Annotated in this window: 14 protein-coding genes and 1 pseudogene; 4 read left to right on the forward strand and 11 right to left on the reverse strand. The window is 47.6% G+C overall.

What is annotated here, in order from left to right; genetic code table 11:
- Positions 1-69: 69 nt before the first annotated feature.
- Positions 70-972, forward strand: coding sequence for a tRNA (adenosine(37)-N6)-dimethylallyltransferase MiaA (gene miaA / locus QZ323_RS05860; RefSeq protein ID WP_294633599.1), 903 nt, complete (start codon positions 70-72; stop codon positions 970-972).
- 157 nt (positions 973-1,129) lie between these two features.
- On the opposite strand, the gene QZ323_RS05865 is transcribed toward miaA, so the two are convergent.
- Both QZ323_RS05865 and QZ323_RS05870 read right to left on the reverse strand, forming a co-directional pair.
- Positions 1,130-3,292 carry a TonB family protein gene (locus tag QZ323_RS05865; protein ID WP_294633601.1) on the reverse strand — a complete coding sequence of 721 codons (2,163 nt, stop codon included), beginning with the start codon at positions 3,290-3,292 and terminating at the stop codon, positions 1,130-1,132.
- Positions 3,293-3,306: 14 nt separating this feature from the next.
- Positions 3,307-3,669 carry a BlaI/MecI/CopY family transcriptional regulator gene (locus QZ323_RS05870; protein ID WP_294633603.1) on the reverse strand — a complete coding sequence of 121 codons (363 nt, stop codon included), beginning with the start codon at positions 3,667-3,669 and terminating at the stop codon, positions 3,307-3,309.
- Between the two features lie 413 nt (positions 3,670-4,082).
- Here QZ323_RS05870 and QZ323_RS05875 point away from each other — a divergent pair, with 413 nt between their 5' ends.
- Both QZ323_RS05875 and QZ323_RS05880 read left to right on the forward strand, forming a co-directional pair.
- Positions 4,083-4,787, forward strand: coding sequence for a hemerythrin domain-containing protein (locus tag QZ323_RS05875; RefSeq protein ID WP_294633605.1), 705 nt, complete (start codon positions 4,083-4,085; stop codon positions 4,785-4,787).
- The gene (locus QZ323_RS05880) at positions 4,777-5,406 is read left to right on the forward strand and encodes a response regulator transcription factor (RefSeq protein WP_294633607.1); all 630 of its coding nucleotides are present in this window, start codon (positions 4,777-4,779) and stop codon (positions 5,404-5,406) included. The genes QZ323_RS05875 and QZ323_RS05880 overlap by 11 nt, the downstream gene beginning before the upstream one ends.
- Positions 5,407-5,791: 385 nt before the next feature.
- Here QZ323_RS05880 and QZ323_RS05885 read toward each other — a convergent pair whose 3' ends face one another.
- The 3 genes from QZ323_RS05885 to QZ323_RS05895 are packed head-to-tail and all read right to left on the reverse strand — an operon-like array spanning position 5,792 to position 8,338.
- Complete coding sequence (locus QZ323_RS05885) at positions 5,792-5,980, reverse strand: DNA-binding protein (RefSeq protein ID WP_294633608.1); 189 nt, start codon at positions 5,978-5,980, stop codon at positions 5,792-5,794.
- 50 nt (positions 5,981-6,030) lie between these two features.
- Positions 6,031-7,371, reverse strand: a complete 1,341-nt coding sequence (locus QZ323_RS05890; RefSeq protein ID WP_294633610.1) for an alpha/beta fold hydrolase — start codon at positions 7,369-7,371, stop codon at positions 6,031-6,033.
- Positions 7,372-7,381: 10 nt separating this feature from the next.
- Positions 7,382-8,338 carry an SPFH domain-containing protein gene (locus tag QZ323_RS05895; protein ID WP_294633612.1) on the reverse strand — a complete coding sequence of 319 codons (957 nt, stop codon included), beginning with the start codon at positions 8,336-8,338 and terminating at the stop codon, positions 7,382-7,384.
- A gap of 348 nt (positions 8,339-8,686) precedes the next feature.
- On the opposite strand from QZ323_RS05895, the gene QZ323_RS05900 reads away from it, so the two are divergent.
- Positions 8,687-9,634, forward strand: a complete 948-nt coding sequence (locus tag QZ323_RS05900; RefSeq protein ID WP_294633614.1) for a DMT family transporter — start codon at positions 8,687-8,689, stop codon at positions 9,632-9,634.
- Between the two features lie 58 nt (positions 9,635-9,692).
- Here QZ323_RS05900 and QZ323_RS05905 read toward each other — a convergent pair.
- The 6 genes and pseudogenes from QZ323_RS05905 to QZ323_RS05930 all read right to left on the reverse strand — a co-directional run bounded on the left by QZ323_RS05905 (position 9,693) and on the right by QZ323_RS05930 (position 19,373).
- Positions 9,693-12,053 (reverse strand): annotated as a pseudogene (locus QZ323_RS05905) (glycoside hydrolase family 3 N-terminal domain-containing protein).
- A gap of 8 nt (positions 12,054-12,061) precedes the next feature.
- On the reverse strand, positions 12,062-12,259 hold the full coding sequence (locus QZ323_RS14445; RefSeq protein ID WP_363174847.1) for a glycoside hydrolase domain-containing protein: 198 nt from the start codon (positions 12,257-12,259) through the stop codon (positions 12,062-12,064).
- Positions 12,260-12,573: 314 nt separating this feature from the next.
- Positions 12,574-13,839: a right-handed parallel beta-helix repeat-containing protein gene (locus QZ323_RS05915; RefSeq protein ID WP_294633616.1), complete on the reverse strand. Its 1,266-nt coding sequence runs from the start codon at positions 13,837-13,839 to the stop codon at positions 12,574-12,576.
- A 30-nt stretch (positions 13,840-13,869) separates the two neighbouring features.
- Positions 13,870-14,841, reverse strand: a complete 972-nt coding sequence (locus QZ323_RS05920; protein WP_294633619.1) for a phosphodiester glycosidase family protein — start codon at positions 14,839-14,841, stop codon at positions 13,870-13,872.
- Between the two features lie 27 nt (positions 14,842-14,868).
- A complete protein-coding gene (gene bglX / locus QZ323_RS05925; protein WP_294633622.1) occupies positions 14,869-17,145 on the reverse strand; it encodes a beta-glucosidase BglX in 2,277 nt (758 codons plus the stop codon).
- 11 nt (positions 17,146-17,156) lie between these two features.
- The gene (locus tag QZ323_RS05930; protein WP_294633624.1) at positions 17,157-19,373 is read right to left on the reverse strand and encodes an alpha-galactosidase; all 2,217 of its coding nucleotides are present in this window, start codon (positions 19,371-19,373) and stop codon (positions 17,157-17,159) included.
- Positions 19,374-19,416 lie beyond the last annotated feature (43 nt).

The raw sequence follows: 19,416 nt of genomic DNA on the forward strand, positions 1-19,416 counted from the left end.
CGAGTTACAAGTTACGAGTTACAAGTTAAACTCATCAACTCATAAACTTATCAACTCAAAAACTATCCCATGCACACGCTCATCGTACTTATCGGCCCTACCGGAGTAGGCAAAACAGAATTAAGCCTCCGCTTGGCGGAACAATTTCACACATGTATTGTCTCAGCCGACTCACGTCAGCTTTATGCCGATTTGAAGATAGGTACAGCAGCTCCTACCCCCGCACAATTGCAACGTGTGCAGCACCACTGCGTAGGCACACTGAGACTGACCGACTATTACAGTGCCGCCCAATATGAATCGGAAGTGATGCAACTCCTCGAAAAGTTGTTCGCCGAACACGACACCGTACTGCTGACAGGCGGTTCGATGATGTATGTAGATGCCGTATGTAAAGGTATTGACGACATCCCTACCGTGGACACCGATACGCGCCAGCTGATGCTACACAAATATGAAACGGAAGGCTTGGAAAGCCTCTGTGCCGAACTCAAATTGCTGGATCCTGAATATTATAAGATTGTAGATCTGAAAAATCCCAAGCGTGTGATCCATGCCTTGGAGATATGTTATATGACAGGAAAGGCCTATACCTCTTTTCGTACCCAGCAAAAAAAAGAACGTCCTTTCCGCATCATCAAGATCGGATTGACACGTGACCGGGAAGAACTCTACGAACGCATCAACAGCCGGGTGGACCAGATGATAGAAGACGGACTGGTGGAAGAGGCACGCAGTGTCTATCCACACAAGCACCTTAACTCGCTGAATACGGTCGGTTATAAAGAGATATTCAAGTATCTGGACGGTGAATGGACATTGCCGTTTGCCATTGAGAAGATCAAGCAGAACTCCCGCATCTACTCGCGCAAGCAGATGACATGGTTCAAACGGGATGAAGAACTCCGATGGTTCCATCCGGAACAAGAGGCGGAGATATTGGCATACCTCCATTCTGCCACTTTGGAATGAGAAATAACAGGTAATGACTCAAGCATAAAAAAAAACGAGGATGTGTCAGAACTCCTTTTTTTGAGAAAATCCCCCTGCTACAAATAGCTGTGGCAGGGGGATTCTTTCAATTTGGGCATTATGACACACCCTCATTTCCGTTAGAGAAAACAAACTATTATTCGTCTTGTAAAGCAATTGTCATCTTCGGTGCCACTTTCACCTTGGCACTCTTCATGTTCACATAAGAAACAACCAACTTAGCCTTTTTTTCAGCAGGGATAACAAAACGTCCATCCCTGTCGGTAACTGTTCCTCTGCTTGTTCCTTCAATTAAGACGGTAGCCCCAATGACAGGTTCCCCCTCCTTATCCTGTACAATTCCTTCAACCCATATTTCATCTTCGGCAATAGCCGGCCTGTTTCCTTGGGTTGTGATGTAAATCTTCCCCTTATAACTCTTCTTTTTATCCGTATCTTCTACCCCTTTTTCCACACTGATGCTCTTTATTTTGCCGGGAGATACGACTTCATCCAATGCCTTACCATCCAAATCAATCTTCTCGCCATCAACAAAGACATCCACATCCGTCCATTCTGCCTGCCTATTGGCCAATTGGACAGCACCTACACCCGGTACACTAACTACCGAACTCTTGTTTAATAAAGCGACAGACCTCTTGCCTCCTTCCAGGTCAATCAGAATGACGCCATTCTTTCCCTTAGCGCCATACAAATTATTGGCATCCTCGTTTTTCAGCACAGTCATGCCTACTATTTTATTGGGATCCAAAGCAGACATTATCGACGGAGTAACCTCTTTGTCATCCACTATCAACAAAGGCGGGTTTTCAGTCCGAGTCAACAGATTGTCTGAATCCACTCCCTTTACGACCAGAGTATTTGTCTTCTGTTCCTCTCCCAAGTTAAAGAGTATAGGCAATGTATATTTCACCGCTACTGCCTGTCCCTTCTCCATACCAGGATTCCACTTGGGCATCGACTTTACCAAACGGATGGCTTCGGCATTCAGGTCTGCATCTACTCCGCGGAGCACTTTAGGGTCTGTCACATTTCCATCCTTGTCAACAACAAAATGCACCATCACACGCCCTTCTATACCTTTGCTTTTTGCAGATTCCGGATAACGCATATTCTTCTGAATATACTCCAGTGCAGCCGTCATCCCTCCACCTGGAAATTCAGGCATCCGTGTAGTCCTCTCAGTGACTGCCACCGGAGTACCTTTCAACTCTTCTTCCACTTCTGACGGAATGTACATCACCTTTACAGGCTCTACCGTATCCTTCAATATGGTAGTATTCATTCGCTCTGTATTTGCCGGCAGAACCTCTTCTTCAGTTTTTGTGATTTTTGTTTTCACAATTGCCGTTAAATCATTAACTTTGACACCTGCAATCTCTTCGGTCGTCTCAGAGATTTCCGGACGAGCAAACGCAGTGACTGCAACAGCGGCTACAGGAAGCATATACAAATACTTCAACTTAGCCCACGGACTTGATTTTTCTTTTAACATCATAGTGATACGTTTTTTAAGTTTACTGTGATTAAAGCTGTTGGCCATAGAGTAGAGCCTTGTGCCGACAGCTTTTTTTATTAATAATAATTGATATTGTTTCGCATCAACGCCTTTTTCGATCACCGTTTCATCCGCCTCATACTCATGAATGTTCTGCAACTCCTGCTTCAATAACCACGAAGCCGGATTGAACCACTGGAAAAAGATGCAGATGTCCGTCACCAGCAAGTCCCACGAATGCCGGTTCTGCACATGCGCCAGTTCGTGGATCAGTATCTCCCGCCCATTCTCATCCAGATCCTTCCGAGAGATAACGATATACTTCATCCAACTGAACGGAGCCATATCCTGACCGTGTACAATCAGAGTCACCTTCTCTTTGCCATCCATATACTTTCCAAGGTCTTCTTTCCTACCCGCTCTTAACGTGGCAAGCAACTTCATCAAAGAACACATATTTCGGAAAACAAAAAACAGAATGCCTGCCCAATATATCAGCAATGCCACCTGTATCCATGTCACCGTCACTTCCTTCACCGGTTCACCTGAAGCAGTTGCCGCATCCAGCCCGTCCACCAGCATAAGCCATTGCTCCAAGTTCATCATCGTCTGATGCACCTCCGTCTGCTTCTCCACAGTCACCTCCACCAGCGGCAAAAGGCACGAGAGCAACAGTATGCCCAGCAACGCCATCCGGTTGAAACGATGAAACGTTTCGCGGCTCAACAACAGGCGGTAGAACAGATAAAACACCGCCAGGCAAACTGATGATTTCAGTATATAGACAAAGAAAATTCCCATATCTATTCCCGCTTTTATTTTGTACCTTTTTCCACTTCGGCTATCAGTTGTTTCAGCTCATCCAGCGAAATGTCTTCCTCCTTCACCAGCGAAGAGACAGCACTGAGATAAGAATTATTAAAGTACTTGCAGATCACCCCCTTCAAGGTCTTCTTACTGAAATCTTCCTTATCCACCACTGCATAATACTGATATGTATTGCCATACACTTTATGAGACAGAAACCCTTTATCTTCCAGACCTCTCACAATCGTAGACAATGTATTGAAATGCGGCTTCGGTTCTTCATAAAATGCCAGCATCTCTTTCACAAACAGCGGACCTTTCTCCCAGAAAAATCCCATGATTTCTTCTTCTTTAGCAGTCAATCCTTTCATTGTTTCTTCATTTGTTTTCGCAAAGAACTAAATTATTTAGTTACTAAACTATTTTTTATCGTTAAAAGAAACTAAAGCTTTTAGTTTGCATGCAATGATACCTTTCAATTACTTTGGTCAAAGCTAAGGTTTAGCATGACAAAGCTAAGGTTTAGCGACACAAACGTGAACTTTAGCCACTACATTATGAGACTTCAGCATATAGTATACGTATACCCTGCCAAAAGCGTTCGGAGAAGCAATGAAATGAGTGTTGACAAACTGTACGCTAAAGCAAGCCTCATCTTGGGTTATTGCGGCTCATACAAAAGTACTCTCCACCTTAAAAAAATACCTATAAATAGCGATTGTGTGTTTCGAAGAAAAACTGTTTCTTTGCGCACGAATAACTAAAAAAGAAAGGAACATTTGTAATGAACGAACCGCATAAGTACAACGCTACAGACAAAATGAGCGACCTCATCTGCGACAACTACTCCCTGCTGATGGTCATGAGCCGCTTCGGACTTTCGTTAGGCTTCGGAGACAAGAGTGTGAAAGATGTCTGTGAAGCACAGAATGTAGACTACCGCACTTTCCTTGCCGTAGCCAACTTCATCAGCGAAGAACAGTATGCACACACCTATAATGAAGATGCCTTTTCCATCCCCGCACTGATGGAGTATCTGAAACAGGCACATACCTATTTCCTCGATTTCAAGCTGCCCGTCATCCGCCGCAAACTCATCGAAGCCATCGACTGTTCGGGAACCGACAATATAGCCTATCTCATCCTGAAATTCTTTGATGAATATGCCAAGGAAGTACGCCGACACATGGAGTATGAAAACGAAGCGGTATTCACCTACGTAGAGAAACTGCTGGAAGGTAAACTGACCCCAAATTACAACATCGCCACTTTTGCCAGCAAGCACAATCAAATAGAAACCAAATTGACTGAACTGAAAAACATCATCATCAAATATTATCCTGAAAAAGAGAGCAACAACCAGCTCAACGATGTCCTGTTCGACATCTTCAATTGCGAACATGATCTTGCTTCACACTGTCAGGTGGAAGACTACATGTTTGTTCCGGCAGTGTCACAACTGGAAAGGAGATTGAAAAATGAGCAATAACACCTCTTCCATAAAGATTGCGGTGGCAGAGAGTTCGGTCATTATCCGAAGCGGGCTGGCAACTGTGTTGAAACGACTGCCCAATCTGAACGTGCATCCCATTGAGATCTCTTCACCGGAATTCCTCCAAAACTACATCCATCTGAATGCACCAGACATTCTGATCATCAATCCCAACTTCGGAGGATGGTTTGACATTGCCACATTCAAGGCTGAAAATGCCAAGGCGGAGATCAAATACCTGGCACTGATATGTTCGGTGATCGACAGCAATACACTCAAAGAGTATGACGAACATCTCTCCATCTGCGATGACATAGAGACGATAGCCGCCAAACTGAACCGACTGCTCCACACCGGAAATGAAGAAGAGAAAGACAATGAGCAGGAGACACTCAGCCAACGCGAGAAGGAAATCATCACCTGCGTAGTGAAGGGCATGACGAACAAGGCAATAGCCGAACAGCTCTATCTTTCCATCCACACCGTCATCACCCACCGACGTAACATTGCGCGCAAGCTGCAAATACATTCGCCGGCAGGTCTCACCATTTACGCCATCGTCAACAAACTGGTGGAACTGAAAGACATCAAGGAGAAGTTATCTCCTATTTCCTGAATATCTCCCATTTCCTGAAACGGACAATCCAAACTATCCCATATTCGGAGGAGCAGATAAGAAACATCTTGCATGCTCCATAAAAGATTACCCATAAAAGAACTCCCGTACTTCCCCGATATCACATCGGGAAAGGCGGGAGTGTTTTTTCTTTCATAAAAGTGGTTACGTAATTATGACTAACTAATTCATTAAAATCTGATGATGCAAAAGTAGGGCATTTGCAGAAATTGCGCAATCCCTAAAACAAGGTATAATGAAAACCTTTTATAGTCACAATTAGGTATTTATCGAACAGGACATGCTTACTACACTGGAATTTATAAAGAGAAATGCCATCCCTTATGATAGCAAACAGAATTTTGCACCTCTCCTTTAAAGGTCATCAGGAATCAGAAGGAGGATTTTTACTCTTCTTCATCCGCCCGCTTTTCCTCAACGCTTCGGCGATGATCCACTGAAGTTGCCCATTTGTGCTGCGAAATTCATCGGCTGCCCATTTCTCAATGGCATCCATTGTCGCCGCATCTATGCGCAAAACAAAGCTCTTGGTCGAAGTATCTTTTTTAGCCACGATTCTATCTGACGATTATAAATTTAGTTTAAACTTAGTCTGAATCCATATCACAACAGGCTTCCGTTACGGATAAACGAGGCGATATCCTCTATCACATAGCCAGCCACAGGCGATTCGCGATAATACTCAAACGGAGTAGCTTTGCCACTCCCCTCCTGCAGCAGATGGTTGAGTTTGGGATAAGACTTGAAGAAAGCGTTCTTATTACGCAGCAACCCCAAGCGCCAAAGCCCGAAATCCTCCATCGTGACCTGATAATCACGCTCACCTTGCAGGATCAGCATGGGCAGGGCAAGCCCGGCAGCCACTTCCACCGGCTTATAAACATTGGCAAATGCCCAATAAGAACGAGGAATACCCAGCAACAAAGGTATCTTGTCGTCAAATTCCGGCGTACCCAGTTTCTTGATATTATCCGCCTGCCGCTTGATATCCTCAATCTGCTGTCCGGCAACGCCCGAAGCATCTGTCAAAGAAGAGACGTATGCCGTCTGTTCGACGACAGCATCTTCTAACGGACGAGCCAAAGCCGCCACCAGCACAATGCCTGCCACACCGTCGGCCCGTTTCGCTATGCGCGGAGCAAGCGTAGCCCCCAGACTATGCCCCAGCACATAAACGCTGTCAGCGGCAACGTCCGGCTGCGCCTTTGCCCAGCGAACAGTCTCCACAACATCATCCACGCACTCGGTATCATAGTCCATCTCCCTGCCTTCGGGCACACAAGCGGCGCCATATACTTTCGTACGTTTCTCGTAACGCAACGTTGCAATGCCACGCGCAGCCAGCCCCCATGCCAAGTCACGGAAAGGCTTGTTGGGACCGATGGTTTCGTCGCGATCCTGCGGACCGGAGCCATGCACGAGAATCACCAAAGGGTGTTTTCCCTCACAGGCGGGCAACGTCAACGTCCCGGGCAGCCTGAATCCTGCCGCGCCAACCGTCACGCTCCGCTCAAGCATCTTTTCTTTGTCGTATGCCAACGGTTGCGCTGTAGAGGTAGCAGGTACGGGTACCAGACGGATAGTATTCATCTTGCCATCGGCATCGAACGACAACAGAAAACGGAGGCTGTATCGCTCAAACTGCAAGTCGGAATAATAGAGTGTGATGCCCTGCGCGCTCTCTTTCTGCCACTCCCCTTGGGAGAGAAGTTTACCGAATTGACGTTCTGTCTGCCTGAGCATGCCCCTAAACACTTCCGGCGACAGTTGCTTCTGCAACTCCTCAGACAGCAATGCGTGGATGCTGTCCGCCTGATCCGTGATGAACAACTCGTAGACATGCTTGGCACGATCCATATTTGTGTCTTGTGCAAACACTGCCAGCACATGCCCCAGCAACAAGCCAAGCACCAAGGCCCATTTATATAGAAAAGAAACGTTCATATCCTCCCGTTTAATGATTCAACGTACCTGTATTGACAACCGGCTGTGCCGCTTCGTCGGCACAAAGCACCACCAGCAAATTGCTGACCATAGCTGCTTTCTTCTCCTCGTCCAACTCGACGATCTCCTCTTCGGAAAGCTTGTGTAAAGCCATCTTCACCATAGAGACCGCACCTTCCACTATTTTCTCACGGGCAGTGATAATAGCGGATGCCTGCTGGCGACGCAACATCACCGCCGCGATTTCCGGCGCATAAGCCAGGTAGTTGATACGTGCCTCCACTACCTCCATGCCCGCCATAGCCAGGCGTTCATTCAACTTCTGCTCCAGTTGTTCATTGATTTCATCGCCACCGGAACGAAGGGTCAGCTCGTGAATATCCGCTTCATTGTCGTCATAAGCATACTGACCTGCCACCTGTCGCAGCGCCGCATCACTCTGTATCTTCACAAAGTTCTCAAACGCATTCATCCGGCTGGCGACGGCATTGCCAATGTTGAGCTGATTGGAATTTCCCGTAGTACTTGCCGAAGAAGCCATCGTCTGCGAATCGATCTCAAACATCGCCTTATACGTATCCTTCAGTTTCCAGACCAGTACCAGACCGATCAGAATCGGATTTCCTATCTTATCGTTCACCTTGATGGGCTCCACATCCAGGTTGCGTGCACGCAAAGAGAGCTTCTTCTTGTCCAGAAAAGGATTCACCCAAAAGAATCCCGTCTCCTTAAACGTCCCCTTATACTTGCCGAAGAAGACCATAGCGCGGGCCTCATTAGGCTCCAACTGTATATATCCGGCAAACATAGCCAGCCAAACAAGACAAAGCAAACCGGCCAAAACTGCCGTCGGCGTACAAGTGACAGCCCCACAATAAATAAGTGTAGGCAATACAACCAGATGAATAAACAAGCATAAGAAGCCGTTCATCTTAAAACCACTGAATTTCTTCTCTTTAGTTTCCATTTTCAATAGATTTAATTAATATCGTTTTGATATCACAAATATATCAACTCACACGAGAAAAACAATCCTATCAGAGATAATTTAAAAAAAATTAAGTGTTCATACAATACTTCAAGAGATACGTCATCATCGGAGAGATACGAACACGAAACGGCTCACCCCGCAGTTCGAATTAGTATCAATCAAGATTATTCATATAATCAATTGATGATTTATATTCCGCTTCGTACGATTCCTATGGTAAAGCCGAGAAATATCCATTCAGGACATTGCAGATACAAAAGGAAGGTTTACCTTTGCACACCAACAACAAAAAAACAGACTTAAAGGTCAATATCTATCTATTTTATGAATGCAAAGGTCAAAGGATATACATTAGGAGCCATTGCCGCCGCCACATACGGCATGAATCCGCTTTTCACTCTCCCGCTGTACAAAGAAGGCATGGATCCGGACTCTGTCCTATTCTTCAGATACCTGTTTGCCATCCCCATACTGGGTATCATGCTTAAAGCACGGGGCAGGAACTTCAAGTTGAACAGGAAAGAGATAGTTCCGCTCATCCTTTTCGGATGGCTGGTTGCCTTGTCTTCCCTCGCCCTGTTCCAGAGCTATAACTATATGGAAGCAGGCATCGCTTCTACCCTGCTGTTTGTCTACCCCATTCTGGTGGCGCTGATTATGGCTGTCGTATTCAAGGAGAAGCTCACACGACAGACTGTGTTTTGCATATTCCTGGCATTAAGCGGCATTGGTATGCTCTATAATGGCAGCAATGGAGCTACGCTTAGCCTGACTGGGATAGGGCTGGTCATGACATCGGCACTCTCTTATGCCATCTATATCGTAGGCGTCAACCGACCGGCACTGAAAGACGTGGCAACCCTCAAAGTGACTTTCTATGTCCTGCTCTTCGGCCTGTCTCTGTTTCTGGTTCGTGTGGACTTCGGGCAGAACCTGCATGTGGTCGACAAATGGTATTTATGGGGGAGCCTTGTCGCATTGGCTATCTTTCCGACTGCTATATCCTTTCTCTGCACCAATCAGGCGATCCAATACATCGGGGCTACACCGGTAGCCATCCTCGGTGCGCTGGAGCCCGTGACAGCCGTGTTCTTCGGAGTAACCATCTTCGGAGAGAGCCTGACGCCACGGTTAATCTGCGGAATCATATTGATTATCATGGCCGTTACATTCATCATTACCGGAAACAATCTCACCACATACATGGTGCGTTTCAGGAAGCTCTTCCCCAAGCTGCCCAAACGGTCCGGAAACAAACAAAGAGTGTCATAACCTGCCATTAACCATGCAGATTTTGACACTCCCTATTCGCTATCCGATGGAGTCAACCTTATTTCACTTCAAACTTTCCTTGCAGCCGGATATCCTGTGAGGAACTTCCCACCATCACAGTAAACATTCCCGGTTCTACCACAAAATGATTGTCTTTATTCCATAGGCCCAATTCCTGCGGGGTAAGAGTGAAATCAACCGTTTTTTCTTCTCCCGGTTCCAGATGTACGCGTTCGAAGCCACGCAACACTTTCACATACGTAGTCACGGAGCTTACTTCGTCGTGTAAATACAGTTGAACCACTTCATCACCTGCCACCTTACCGGTGTTCTTTACTTTGCAGTTCAGTTTCACAGAACCTTGCACGCCAATCACCGGATTATCTATCTTCAAGTCGCTTAAGCAAAAGTGGTATAACTCAAGCCATAGCCAAAAGGATACAGGGTTCCTGTCACACGGACACGACCCTTAGAGTCAGATCCCGGTTTGAAAGGGAAGGCAAAGGGAATCTGTCTCACCGAACGAGGGAAAGTCACGGCAAGCTTTCCACCCGGATTATAATCGCCGAAAAGAACCTTTGCCACTGCATCGCCCATAAATTCACCTGGGAACCAGGCATGCACAATACCCGGAATGTAACGTTCGGCCCAATTGATCGTAGCCGCACGTCCATCCACCATCACCAGGACAACGGGCTTCCCTGTGGCATAGACAGCCTGCAACAATTTCTCCTGCCTGCCGCACAGGTCCAGACTAGTACGGGAATACTCCTCGCGCACTGTCTTCTCGTTACCTCCCAACACCAGAATGGCCACATCCGATTCCTTGGCCAAGGCAACCGCCTCATCTATCATTGCCTGTTCGTCCTTGTCCAAAGGCACGTCGTAGAGTTCGCTTTCCGGGAAGTACTTGTCTATAATGTCAGCTCCTTTTGCATAGCGCACATCCGCATCGGGCAGGTACTCCTTGATGCCCTGATAGACCGTCTTGATCGGAGCGTGGGCAGGACCATAACGGCAAATCAGATTATCCACCTCGGCCGCATTCGGACCTATTACGGCTATCCGCTTCGTATTCTTGGAAAGCGGCAAGATGTTATTCTCATTCTTCAGCAAGACGATAGACTCTAACGCTGCTTTCATGGATACCGCCTGATGCTCCTGGCTGTGCACCACCTTTTCCGGCTTCTTCGCATCGCCTTTATAGGGATTATCGAACAAGCCCATCATGAACTTGACACGCAATACATCCGCTACACGGCTGTTGATGGTTTGTTCGGAAACCTTTCCTTCGTTGATTGCCTGGCGAAGCGGAAGAATAAACTTTTCAGGCAAGGTAAAGTGAGTACGTACGTTCAATCCAGCATTCACCACTTGTGCGGCACCGTCCACTGCATCCTCCGTCACACGATGTTTGGAATAGAGGAACTCCACAGCTTCACTATCCGAAACCACATATCCTTTGAATCCCCACTCGTGACAAAGGATCTCCGTCAGGAAATGATAGCTTCCGGTTATCGGCTCGCCATCATAATCATTGTACGAACTCATGACGCCCAAAGCCCCTGCTTCGCAGAAGGCTTTGCGAAAAGTTTCCAGATAGAGTGTCCTCATCTCACGCGGTGCGACATGGGGATCGGTGCGGGTACCGGCATCACGCCCTCCCACCGGGATACTATAGACTGCAAAATGTTTGGGAGTGGCAACAAGCCCTTCTGCCTGTAGCCCCTTGATCATCTGCTTGCCCAGCTCTCCCACCAGGAAAGGATCTTCACCGTAGCACTCCACTACGCGCCCCCAACGGGGATCTTGCGCTATGTCCAAGATCGGAGAATAGATGTTGGTATAACCCAACGCTTTCGCCTCTTCGGCAGTGACCTTTGCTATTTCGCTGATCAGATTCTTATCCCAGGTAGCTCCCTGTCCGCACTGTGCAGGAAACATCGTAGCCCGATCATGGCAAAGCCCTCGGATACCCTCGTTCGTAAAGTCGACCGGTATGCCCAGGCGGGTCTGTTCGACAAACCAGCGCTGAATAGTCTGTCGGTTCTCTACGCTGTTCACGTAAGGATAAGACAAGGAAGAACCGAATTTGCCCAAACCGTTTGCCTGCTCGTCTATATTCGCGATACCATCTTTCCAAATTTCATTCTTCCATTGTGCGGTAGGCAGGGAATCTTTCAGTACACGCCCCGAACCATACAATGTAGCCATCTGACAAGTCTTCTCTTCCATGGTCATCTGCGACAACAGGTCTTGCACTCTTGCCTCCAAAGGTGCCGAAGGGTCTTCGTAGACGTCCATCACCCCGTTCTTATTAAAGTCTATCCAGCCTTTCTTATATATGTCGGACGTTTTTTTCTGCATACGCACCGGCACTCAGGAGCACAGCGATACACAATGCGATTCTTTTTCTCATAATCATTTCTATTTTTCCATTTCCAATGTAAGTTTACTACCTTTTTCCTGATCGGAATGAGAGAATTTAGGTTCCCGTAATTCTTCACCGTTCAGTTTCATGAAGCAAATATAGAAATTTTCCGCACTGTTATTCTTTGTATGAATATAAAATTCTTTCCGTTGATTAAATGAGTAGAATACCGGATAGATATTAAAGCTACCTATCGTTTATACCTCCTATAACACCTATTAAAGTAAAACAATCTGTTCTTGGTCTATTCCATAATCTTCCGGTCCATAACATCTGTCTTTAGAAGGAGTCGATAAAAAATAACTACTTCCCAACACATCACCGACAACAGGAGAAAGCATCCCATGACAGGTTCTCAACAAGAGAATGCAATATTCCCCCTTAATCACATAACCTATCTGAAAAGATGACTGATCCTCTCCCTTAATCATCTTGCTGTTTATTTCCGGTTCGGAGCCTGCAAATGACAAATCCAGTTCCAGTATACAATCCTTTGCCAAATCCAACCTTAACAGATTCGATATGGAGAAGCCAGTACAGCTCCCAAGACATGCCATTGAGAACTATCCATACTCTGTGAATCTGCCATGTCCTGCTTCGGCACCAACAATACATCTCCCTTTTTCCCCTTCATACGTTGCATCAAGGAAAAATCGAAAGGACTCAGCAAGTGAGCATTGCGCGCGCCACAGTTCATAAACGAGAAATCCCCCTCCACATCTTTCCGTATGGCTTCGGGACTGACATCAAATATTCTATAGCCTTGCTTTGCGACTTCTATGATGCAGCCTGACATCTTCACTTGAAAGGGAGTCGTCGCTTCATGATCCCGATAAAGGAAAGAAGTCCCAAAATTCGGTAAATAGGAATAGAAGATATTCTTGTCCAATATCAGCGTAGGATTCTTGTCGGCGGCAACGACAATACCACGGTCCACCGTGTCGTAATACACCTCGTTGAAAATAAAAAAGCCATCTGCCTCTACCCGTATGCCTTCCGTAGAGCGAAAACCGTTTACTCCCAAGTCCAGACCACCGGTAGTATGCATGGAAAGGATGTGTAGATTGTTCAAGATATGTCCTGCCGACTTTGTTACAAGCCCATACTTCGTACTATATATAAAGGTATTGGAAATCTTGCAATCACAGCAGGCTGCATCAATATAGATACCATACACCTCTTCGTTGGACGAAATGCCCTGTATGGTCACATTGTCTATCTTGGTGTCACTGCTACCGGTTCCTCTGAAATCATCCGTAACACTGATACGGATATGCGTATTGCGCCCCTTAAACAAACTGATGCTTTTCAGGGAAACCAGCTGTTTCAATCCGTTGACCATGATTCCGTTCTCCACATTATAGCAGTCGAACATCCCTCCCTCAATATAAGAGAAACGACGATGGGTAACATCAGGCGTCGACATCTCCGAATAGCCGATCTTCAGCAATGCTTCCAGAGGCAAATCGGTCTTTATCAATGCATTCTTGTCAAAAACAATATTTACATTCTTCGTATAGTCATAGGGCAAGACGATAGGTTCCGACAGGTTATAAGTACCGGCAGGAAAATACAACGTCTTCCCATAACTTTTCACGACAAGCTCATTCAGTTCAGTGCCTATCACAGAACCGTCGTTCCGAACACCATGCCTAATGACAGAAACGATGTCATCGCCCTGTTTCACACGCTTCTCTGCCCGAAGGGGCTGGAGAAAACAAAAGCATACCCAAAAACTACAAAGAATGATCCAACTATATTTCTTTTCTTTCATTGTCCTGTTCGTCAAATAGTACTACTATACTTATTTTCGCATCACCAGAAAATGGGTAGAAACTTTTCGCTCTCCACGATGGTCAAAGGTTCCGTTATCGGTAGGATAATTCACGACATTCGTAACGCTATCCCCTCTTCCTTTGACATACATGGTCGTGGAACCTCCGCCATCCATATTCAACGCATATTGCGGACGGAAGTATTTCATGATAAAGCCGGTCAACTCTTTGGCGTTCATGCCTTCCGCCTGACCGAATCGGCGCCCGTCGACAGTAATGAGCAACAAATCTCGATCTTCCGTCAAAGCAATGGCGGTACGGGGATGTCTGACTCCCTGATGGCGGTTCTTATCTTCATAATCCAGTTCGTTCAGTAGTTCCGGAGTATATGCGGCATCCACAAAAGAGGCACCGCAAGGCACGTAATTATCAACCAACATTGGGGCACTGGCTATAAGATTCCGATGTATATCCGCCTTATAACATGCAATGGCGTCCGCTCCGTCTTTACCGGCAAACCATATTCCGATGTCTTCATTGTTGCTCCAACAGACAGCACCCTCATGCTTCCAGAAACGGAGATGGTCAGGAGCCAATGTCACCTCCGAAAACACAGCATTGTCCACCTTCAAGTAGATGGCTTCCTGCTCATACCCTGCATTCATTCCGGCTATGGCCCCGGCGGACTTGGCAAGTTCGGACAATGTAGAACACTCCGGAACATAGCGCAAGGCAAGCGTATAGTCAGGATTTGTCAAATCAAGTTCCAATACATTCACGATCTGGCAGGCATCTGATACTTCATCTTTTGCCTCAAAATTGTAGTAAATGATTCCGTTGGCAATCGTGTCCGTTGTCCAGTTTGTCTGATCAAGCAATGTAGGTACCTTGACAACTGGATTGCCCAATGATGTCTTTTCTTTGTTTTCGGTAACGGAACAACTACTACATAGCATAGCCACTGACAACAGCAGCGCAATGAAAAAAGTTATCATCTTCATATAAACATAATCTTCAAATTAAAAAAACTATTCTGCTTTGAACGTCCCCATCTGCACATCACGGCTGTTAGGACCGACCATCACTTGAAACTCACCCGGATCATACCCGTATTGCAAATCCGAATGGTAGTATTTCAAATCCTCTTCTGTCAAGGTAAACACTACTTCCTGCTTTTCCCCTTTCTTCAAGAAGAGGCGCCGGAAGGCTTTCAGTTCCTTGACAGGACGTGCCACTTCCGCCATCACGTCATGCAGATAGAGTTGCACGATCTCCGTACCATCATAAGCACCGGAGTTGGTGACCTCTACAGCTACCGTCAACTCCCCGTTTTTAGGAAGACATTCCGAACTAATCCGTATGTCGCCATACTCAAACGTTGTATAACTCAACCCAAAGCCGAAGGGATAGAGCGGTTCGTTGCTTTGGTCTATGTAGTTGCTCTGGTAACGGTTGAATACTCCATCTTGTGGGTCAGGACGGCTGGCACTCAAATGGTTATAGTACAAAGGCATCTGTCCTACGGCACGGGGGAAACTGGTCGTCAGCTTTCCGGAAGGCACGACCTTTCCAAACAGGGCGTCAGCAATGGCATCACCCGCCTCGCTGCCTGCAAACCAGACATTCAGTATGGCAGGAACGTGCGCCGTTTCCCAATTCAGTACCAACGGACGTCCCGTAAACAGCAACAGTACGACCGGTTTTCCCGTCTTCACCAGTTCTTTCAGTAATGCTTGCTGTGCATCCGGCAGTTCCAGTTCCGTACGCGAAGCCGACTCACCCGACATATCCGCACATTCACCCAACGCAGCCACTATCACATCGGCACGGGCAGCCACTTGCAGCGCTTCCCTCAGCAGCCTTTCGTTGTCACCACGTTCCAAAGGACGGAAGCCGACAGCACCTTTCTCCGTAGCCTCATCATAATAGATGTTGCTGCCTTTGGCATGAAGAAGCTCTCCCCTGCCCTCCATCGCGTCACGCATTCCGTCGAGCAAGGAACGGTGGTTGGAAGGCGTACAAGTCAGGCTCCACATGCCGCACATGTTGTTACGGGCATCTGCCATCGGTCCTATGAGGGCAATCTTCTTGCTATCCGTAGAGAGGGGAAGAAGGTTTCCTTCGTTCTTCATCAGCACAAAGGTCTCGGAAGCCACCTCGCGCGCCTCCTTGCGGTGTTCGGGCGTGAAGATTTCCTTGGCTGCACGTGTCGTGTCGCAATATTTGTAAGGATCGTCAAAAAGTCCCATCTTATATTTGGTCTCAAGTACCCTGCGACAGGCACGGTCTATATCGGCCTCTGTAATAAGTCCTTCCTCCAATGCCGATTCCAAAGTATCCAGAAAACCGGCAGTAACCATATCCATGTCCGTTCCCGCCTTCAGTGCAAGCACGGAAGCCTCCTTCTTGTCTGCCACACCGTAAGTCTTCATCTCACCGATGGAATAATAGTCAGTAACCACCATGCCACCAAATCCCCACTCCTTGCGCAGCAGATCGGTCAACAGCCACTTGTTGGCAGTAGCCGGAATGCCATCTACCAGGTTGAATGAACTCATCACGCTTCCCACGCCTGCCTCAACGGCAGCCTTATAGGGAGCCAGGTAGTAGTTGTACATGGTCAGCCGGCTCATGTCCACTGTGTTATAGTCACGTCCTGCCTCAGAGGCGCCATACAGTGCAAAGTGCTTGACGCAGGCAAGTATTTCGTTATTTGCCTTCATGGCATCGCCTTGGTAGCCATGCACGTATGCCTTGGTCATTAAAGCACCCAGATAGGGGTCTTCCCCATTGCCCTCGGCAATACGTCCCCAACGGGCATCCCGACAAATGTCCACCATCGGACTGAAATTCCAGCAGATTCCATCGGCACTCGCCTCGGTAGCTGCCACACGCGCCATCCGCCGGATGGCAACCGTATCCCAGCTGCACGACATGGCAAGCGGTATGGGGAATATGGTCTCGTACCCATGTATGACATCAGCTCCTACAATCAAGGGAATCTTCAAGCAGGTCTCTTCTACGGCAATGCGTTGCATTTCTCTGATTTTCTGTATTCCCTTCACATTGAAGAAGCCTGTAATTTCCTGTTTCCGTATCATCTCGGACAGTTCACCGTTCATCACCGTACCCGTCACTAAGTCTCCTCCGGAAGGCAGGTTCAGCTGACCCAGTTTCTCCCGAACCGTCATACGATCCATCAGTCCGGTGACGAAACGGTCCATCTCTCTATTGTCATTCCCTGCAGAAGAACAGCCTTGCAGAAGGCACACAAGCAGTATAACTACACAATATTTTACTTTCATATTTCTAAATTTTAAGGTTTCACCTCTTCTAAATACAATATCCGACTGGCATAATCATTCATTTTATCGGCATCCACCCGATGTTCCGCAGGAATCTCCAGCCCGTGGCTCATCAGGAAAGAACCGCTCAGCACCTTTCCTTCAAAGGAGAGAGGAACATTGTCTATGCGATTCAACTCACGAATGCGATATTGCTTTCCGGCATCCAATCCTGCCATCCTGACACGCGGCAATTGCCGGTTGACAAACTGTTCCAGCTTCCACCAGTAGAAGACCGCTTTCGACTTATCCTCACTGGCATACAACAGCGAAGCCACTCCCTGGCCGTCATAGGGCGACAGCAACCGATAGAGTTCACCGAACTGCACCACCGGACGGATCTCTTTGTAAGCGGCAATCGCCTTGCGGCAAAGTTCCTTCTCTTCGTCCGACATATTCCGGGGCTGTATCTCCATGCCGAGCCTTCCGCTCATGGCCACATCGATACGATATTTCAGCGGCACACTACGATGGGTCTGATGGTTGGGCGCGGCACTGATATGCGCTCCCATAGCAATGGCAGGGAAGAAGTAAGAAGTCCCCCACTGGATATACACACGCTGCAGGGCATCTGTGTTGTCGCTGGTCCAGAACTCATCGAAGTAAGGCAAATAGCCGTAATTGACGCGGCCGCCTCCACTAGCACATGCCTGAATCGTCACGTCAGGATATTTGTCGCGGATGCGTCGGCACACCTCTTCGAATCCCCGATGGTAGAGAATGCTCAAATGGCTCTGTTCGTCCTTGCCCAAATGGACAGAACCGTGATTCAGCACCGGCATATTGGCATCCCATTTGATATATTCTATCGCCGGATAACGGGTCAGCAAGGTATCTACCGTATAGAAAATGAAATCCTGCACGGCGGGATTAGTCAGGTCGAGCACCGCCTGCGTACCGCCACGTGCTGTGATAAAGTCCTGTCTGGGCACCTTCATCACCCAGTCGGGATGCTTCTCATACAGTTCGCTGCGTGTATTCGTCATTTCGGGTTCAATCCAGATACCAAAGCCGATATGGTGCTTGGCGGCATCTCGCAGCAATCCGGCAATACCGTCAGGCAGTTTCTTTGGATTCACCACCCAGTCGCCCAGTCCGGCGTTGTCTATGTCGCGCGGATGCTTGTCGCCAAACCATCCGTCATCCATCACGAAAAGTTCGCCGCCCATCGAGGCGATGTCCGCCATCATCTGCTCCATGTCTTTTTGGTTGATATCGAAGTAGACGCCTTCCCAACTGTTCAGCAATATCTTGCGAAGTTTGTTGCCATTTGCCAACTTGTAGTTCCGTCCCCATTTATGAAAATTGCGGCTGGCACCGCCCAATCCCTCTTCCGAATAGGTCAATGCCAACGGGGGAGTACAGAATACTTCGCCCTTTTTCAGCTTGTAGGAAGCACATTCCTCATCTATACCGGCATAGAAGTGGTGAAAATCGCCATCGTCCGTATTGATTTTCAGCTTATAGTCGCCGGTATAGCAGAGAGCGGCACCGATGGTACGTCCATTGTTCTCCTGAGGTTTCCCGTCCAGCGAGAACATGACTTCGGCATGGGCTGTATGCGAATTACGCACCCCGTCGGTATTCTTTATCAACCGGATGCCGGGCTTCAAGGGCTCTTGAAGCAATCGTGCCTCGTTTCCCCAACCGCCATAGAGACTGGAGAGCCATACATCGCCCCTGCGGAGAGGGAGATAGGACGAAGCAAATTGCAGCAACATTACCGGAGCCTTCTCCGTATGACTGAGTTCAGTCCACGTTTCAATCACATCCACCTCCCGATACGCCTTGTAGCAGAGATTGACATAGAAAGGATAAACACGGTCCTTCAGTTTCACCTGGGTGAGCACGGCATCCTGTTCTTGCCGCACCTCCACCTCCTGTACATGAAGCCGGGTGGCTATCACTCCATCGGCATGCTTGACCCGAAGAGCCGGCTCACCGGGCCATCCGATTCCGTAAGAAGGGTAAGCGACATGATGGCAGGTGCTTGCCACGTCCATCTGCAGCAAATCAGCAGCCGACAACTTGTTACCGTAATACAAATACTTCAACTCGCCACCCACCGGAGCATCCAGCACCAAAGAGAAGGAAGGGGTGGACACCACCACCTGCCCGGCCGTGGCGGGCAATGCGGCAAGCAACAGCCCTAACAGGCAGAGCCACAATATATTTTTCAAATTCTTCATCCTAAATTCATATTTTAAAAGGGGAAACATCAGTTTAAAAAAG

Source organism: uncultured Bacteroides sp. (genome assembly GCF_910585845.1).
Classification (GTDB): Bacteria; Bacteroidota; Bacteroidia; order Bacteroidales; family Bacteroidaceae; genus Bacteroides.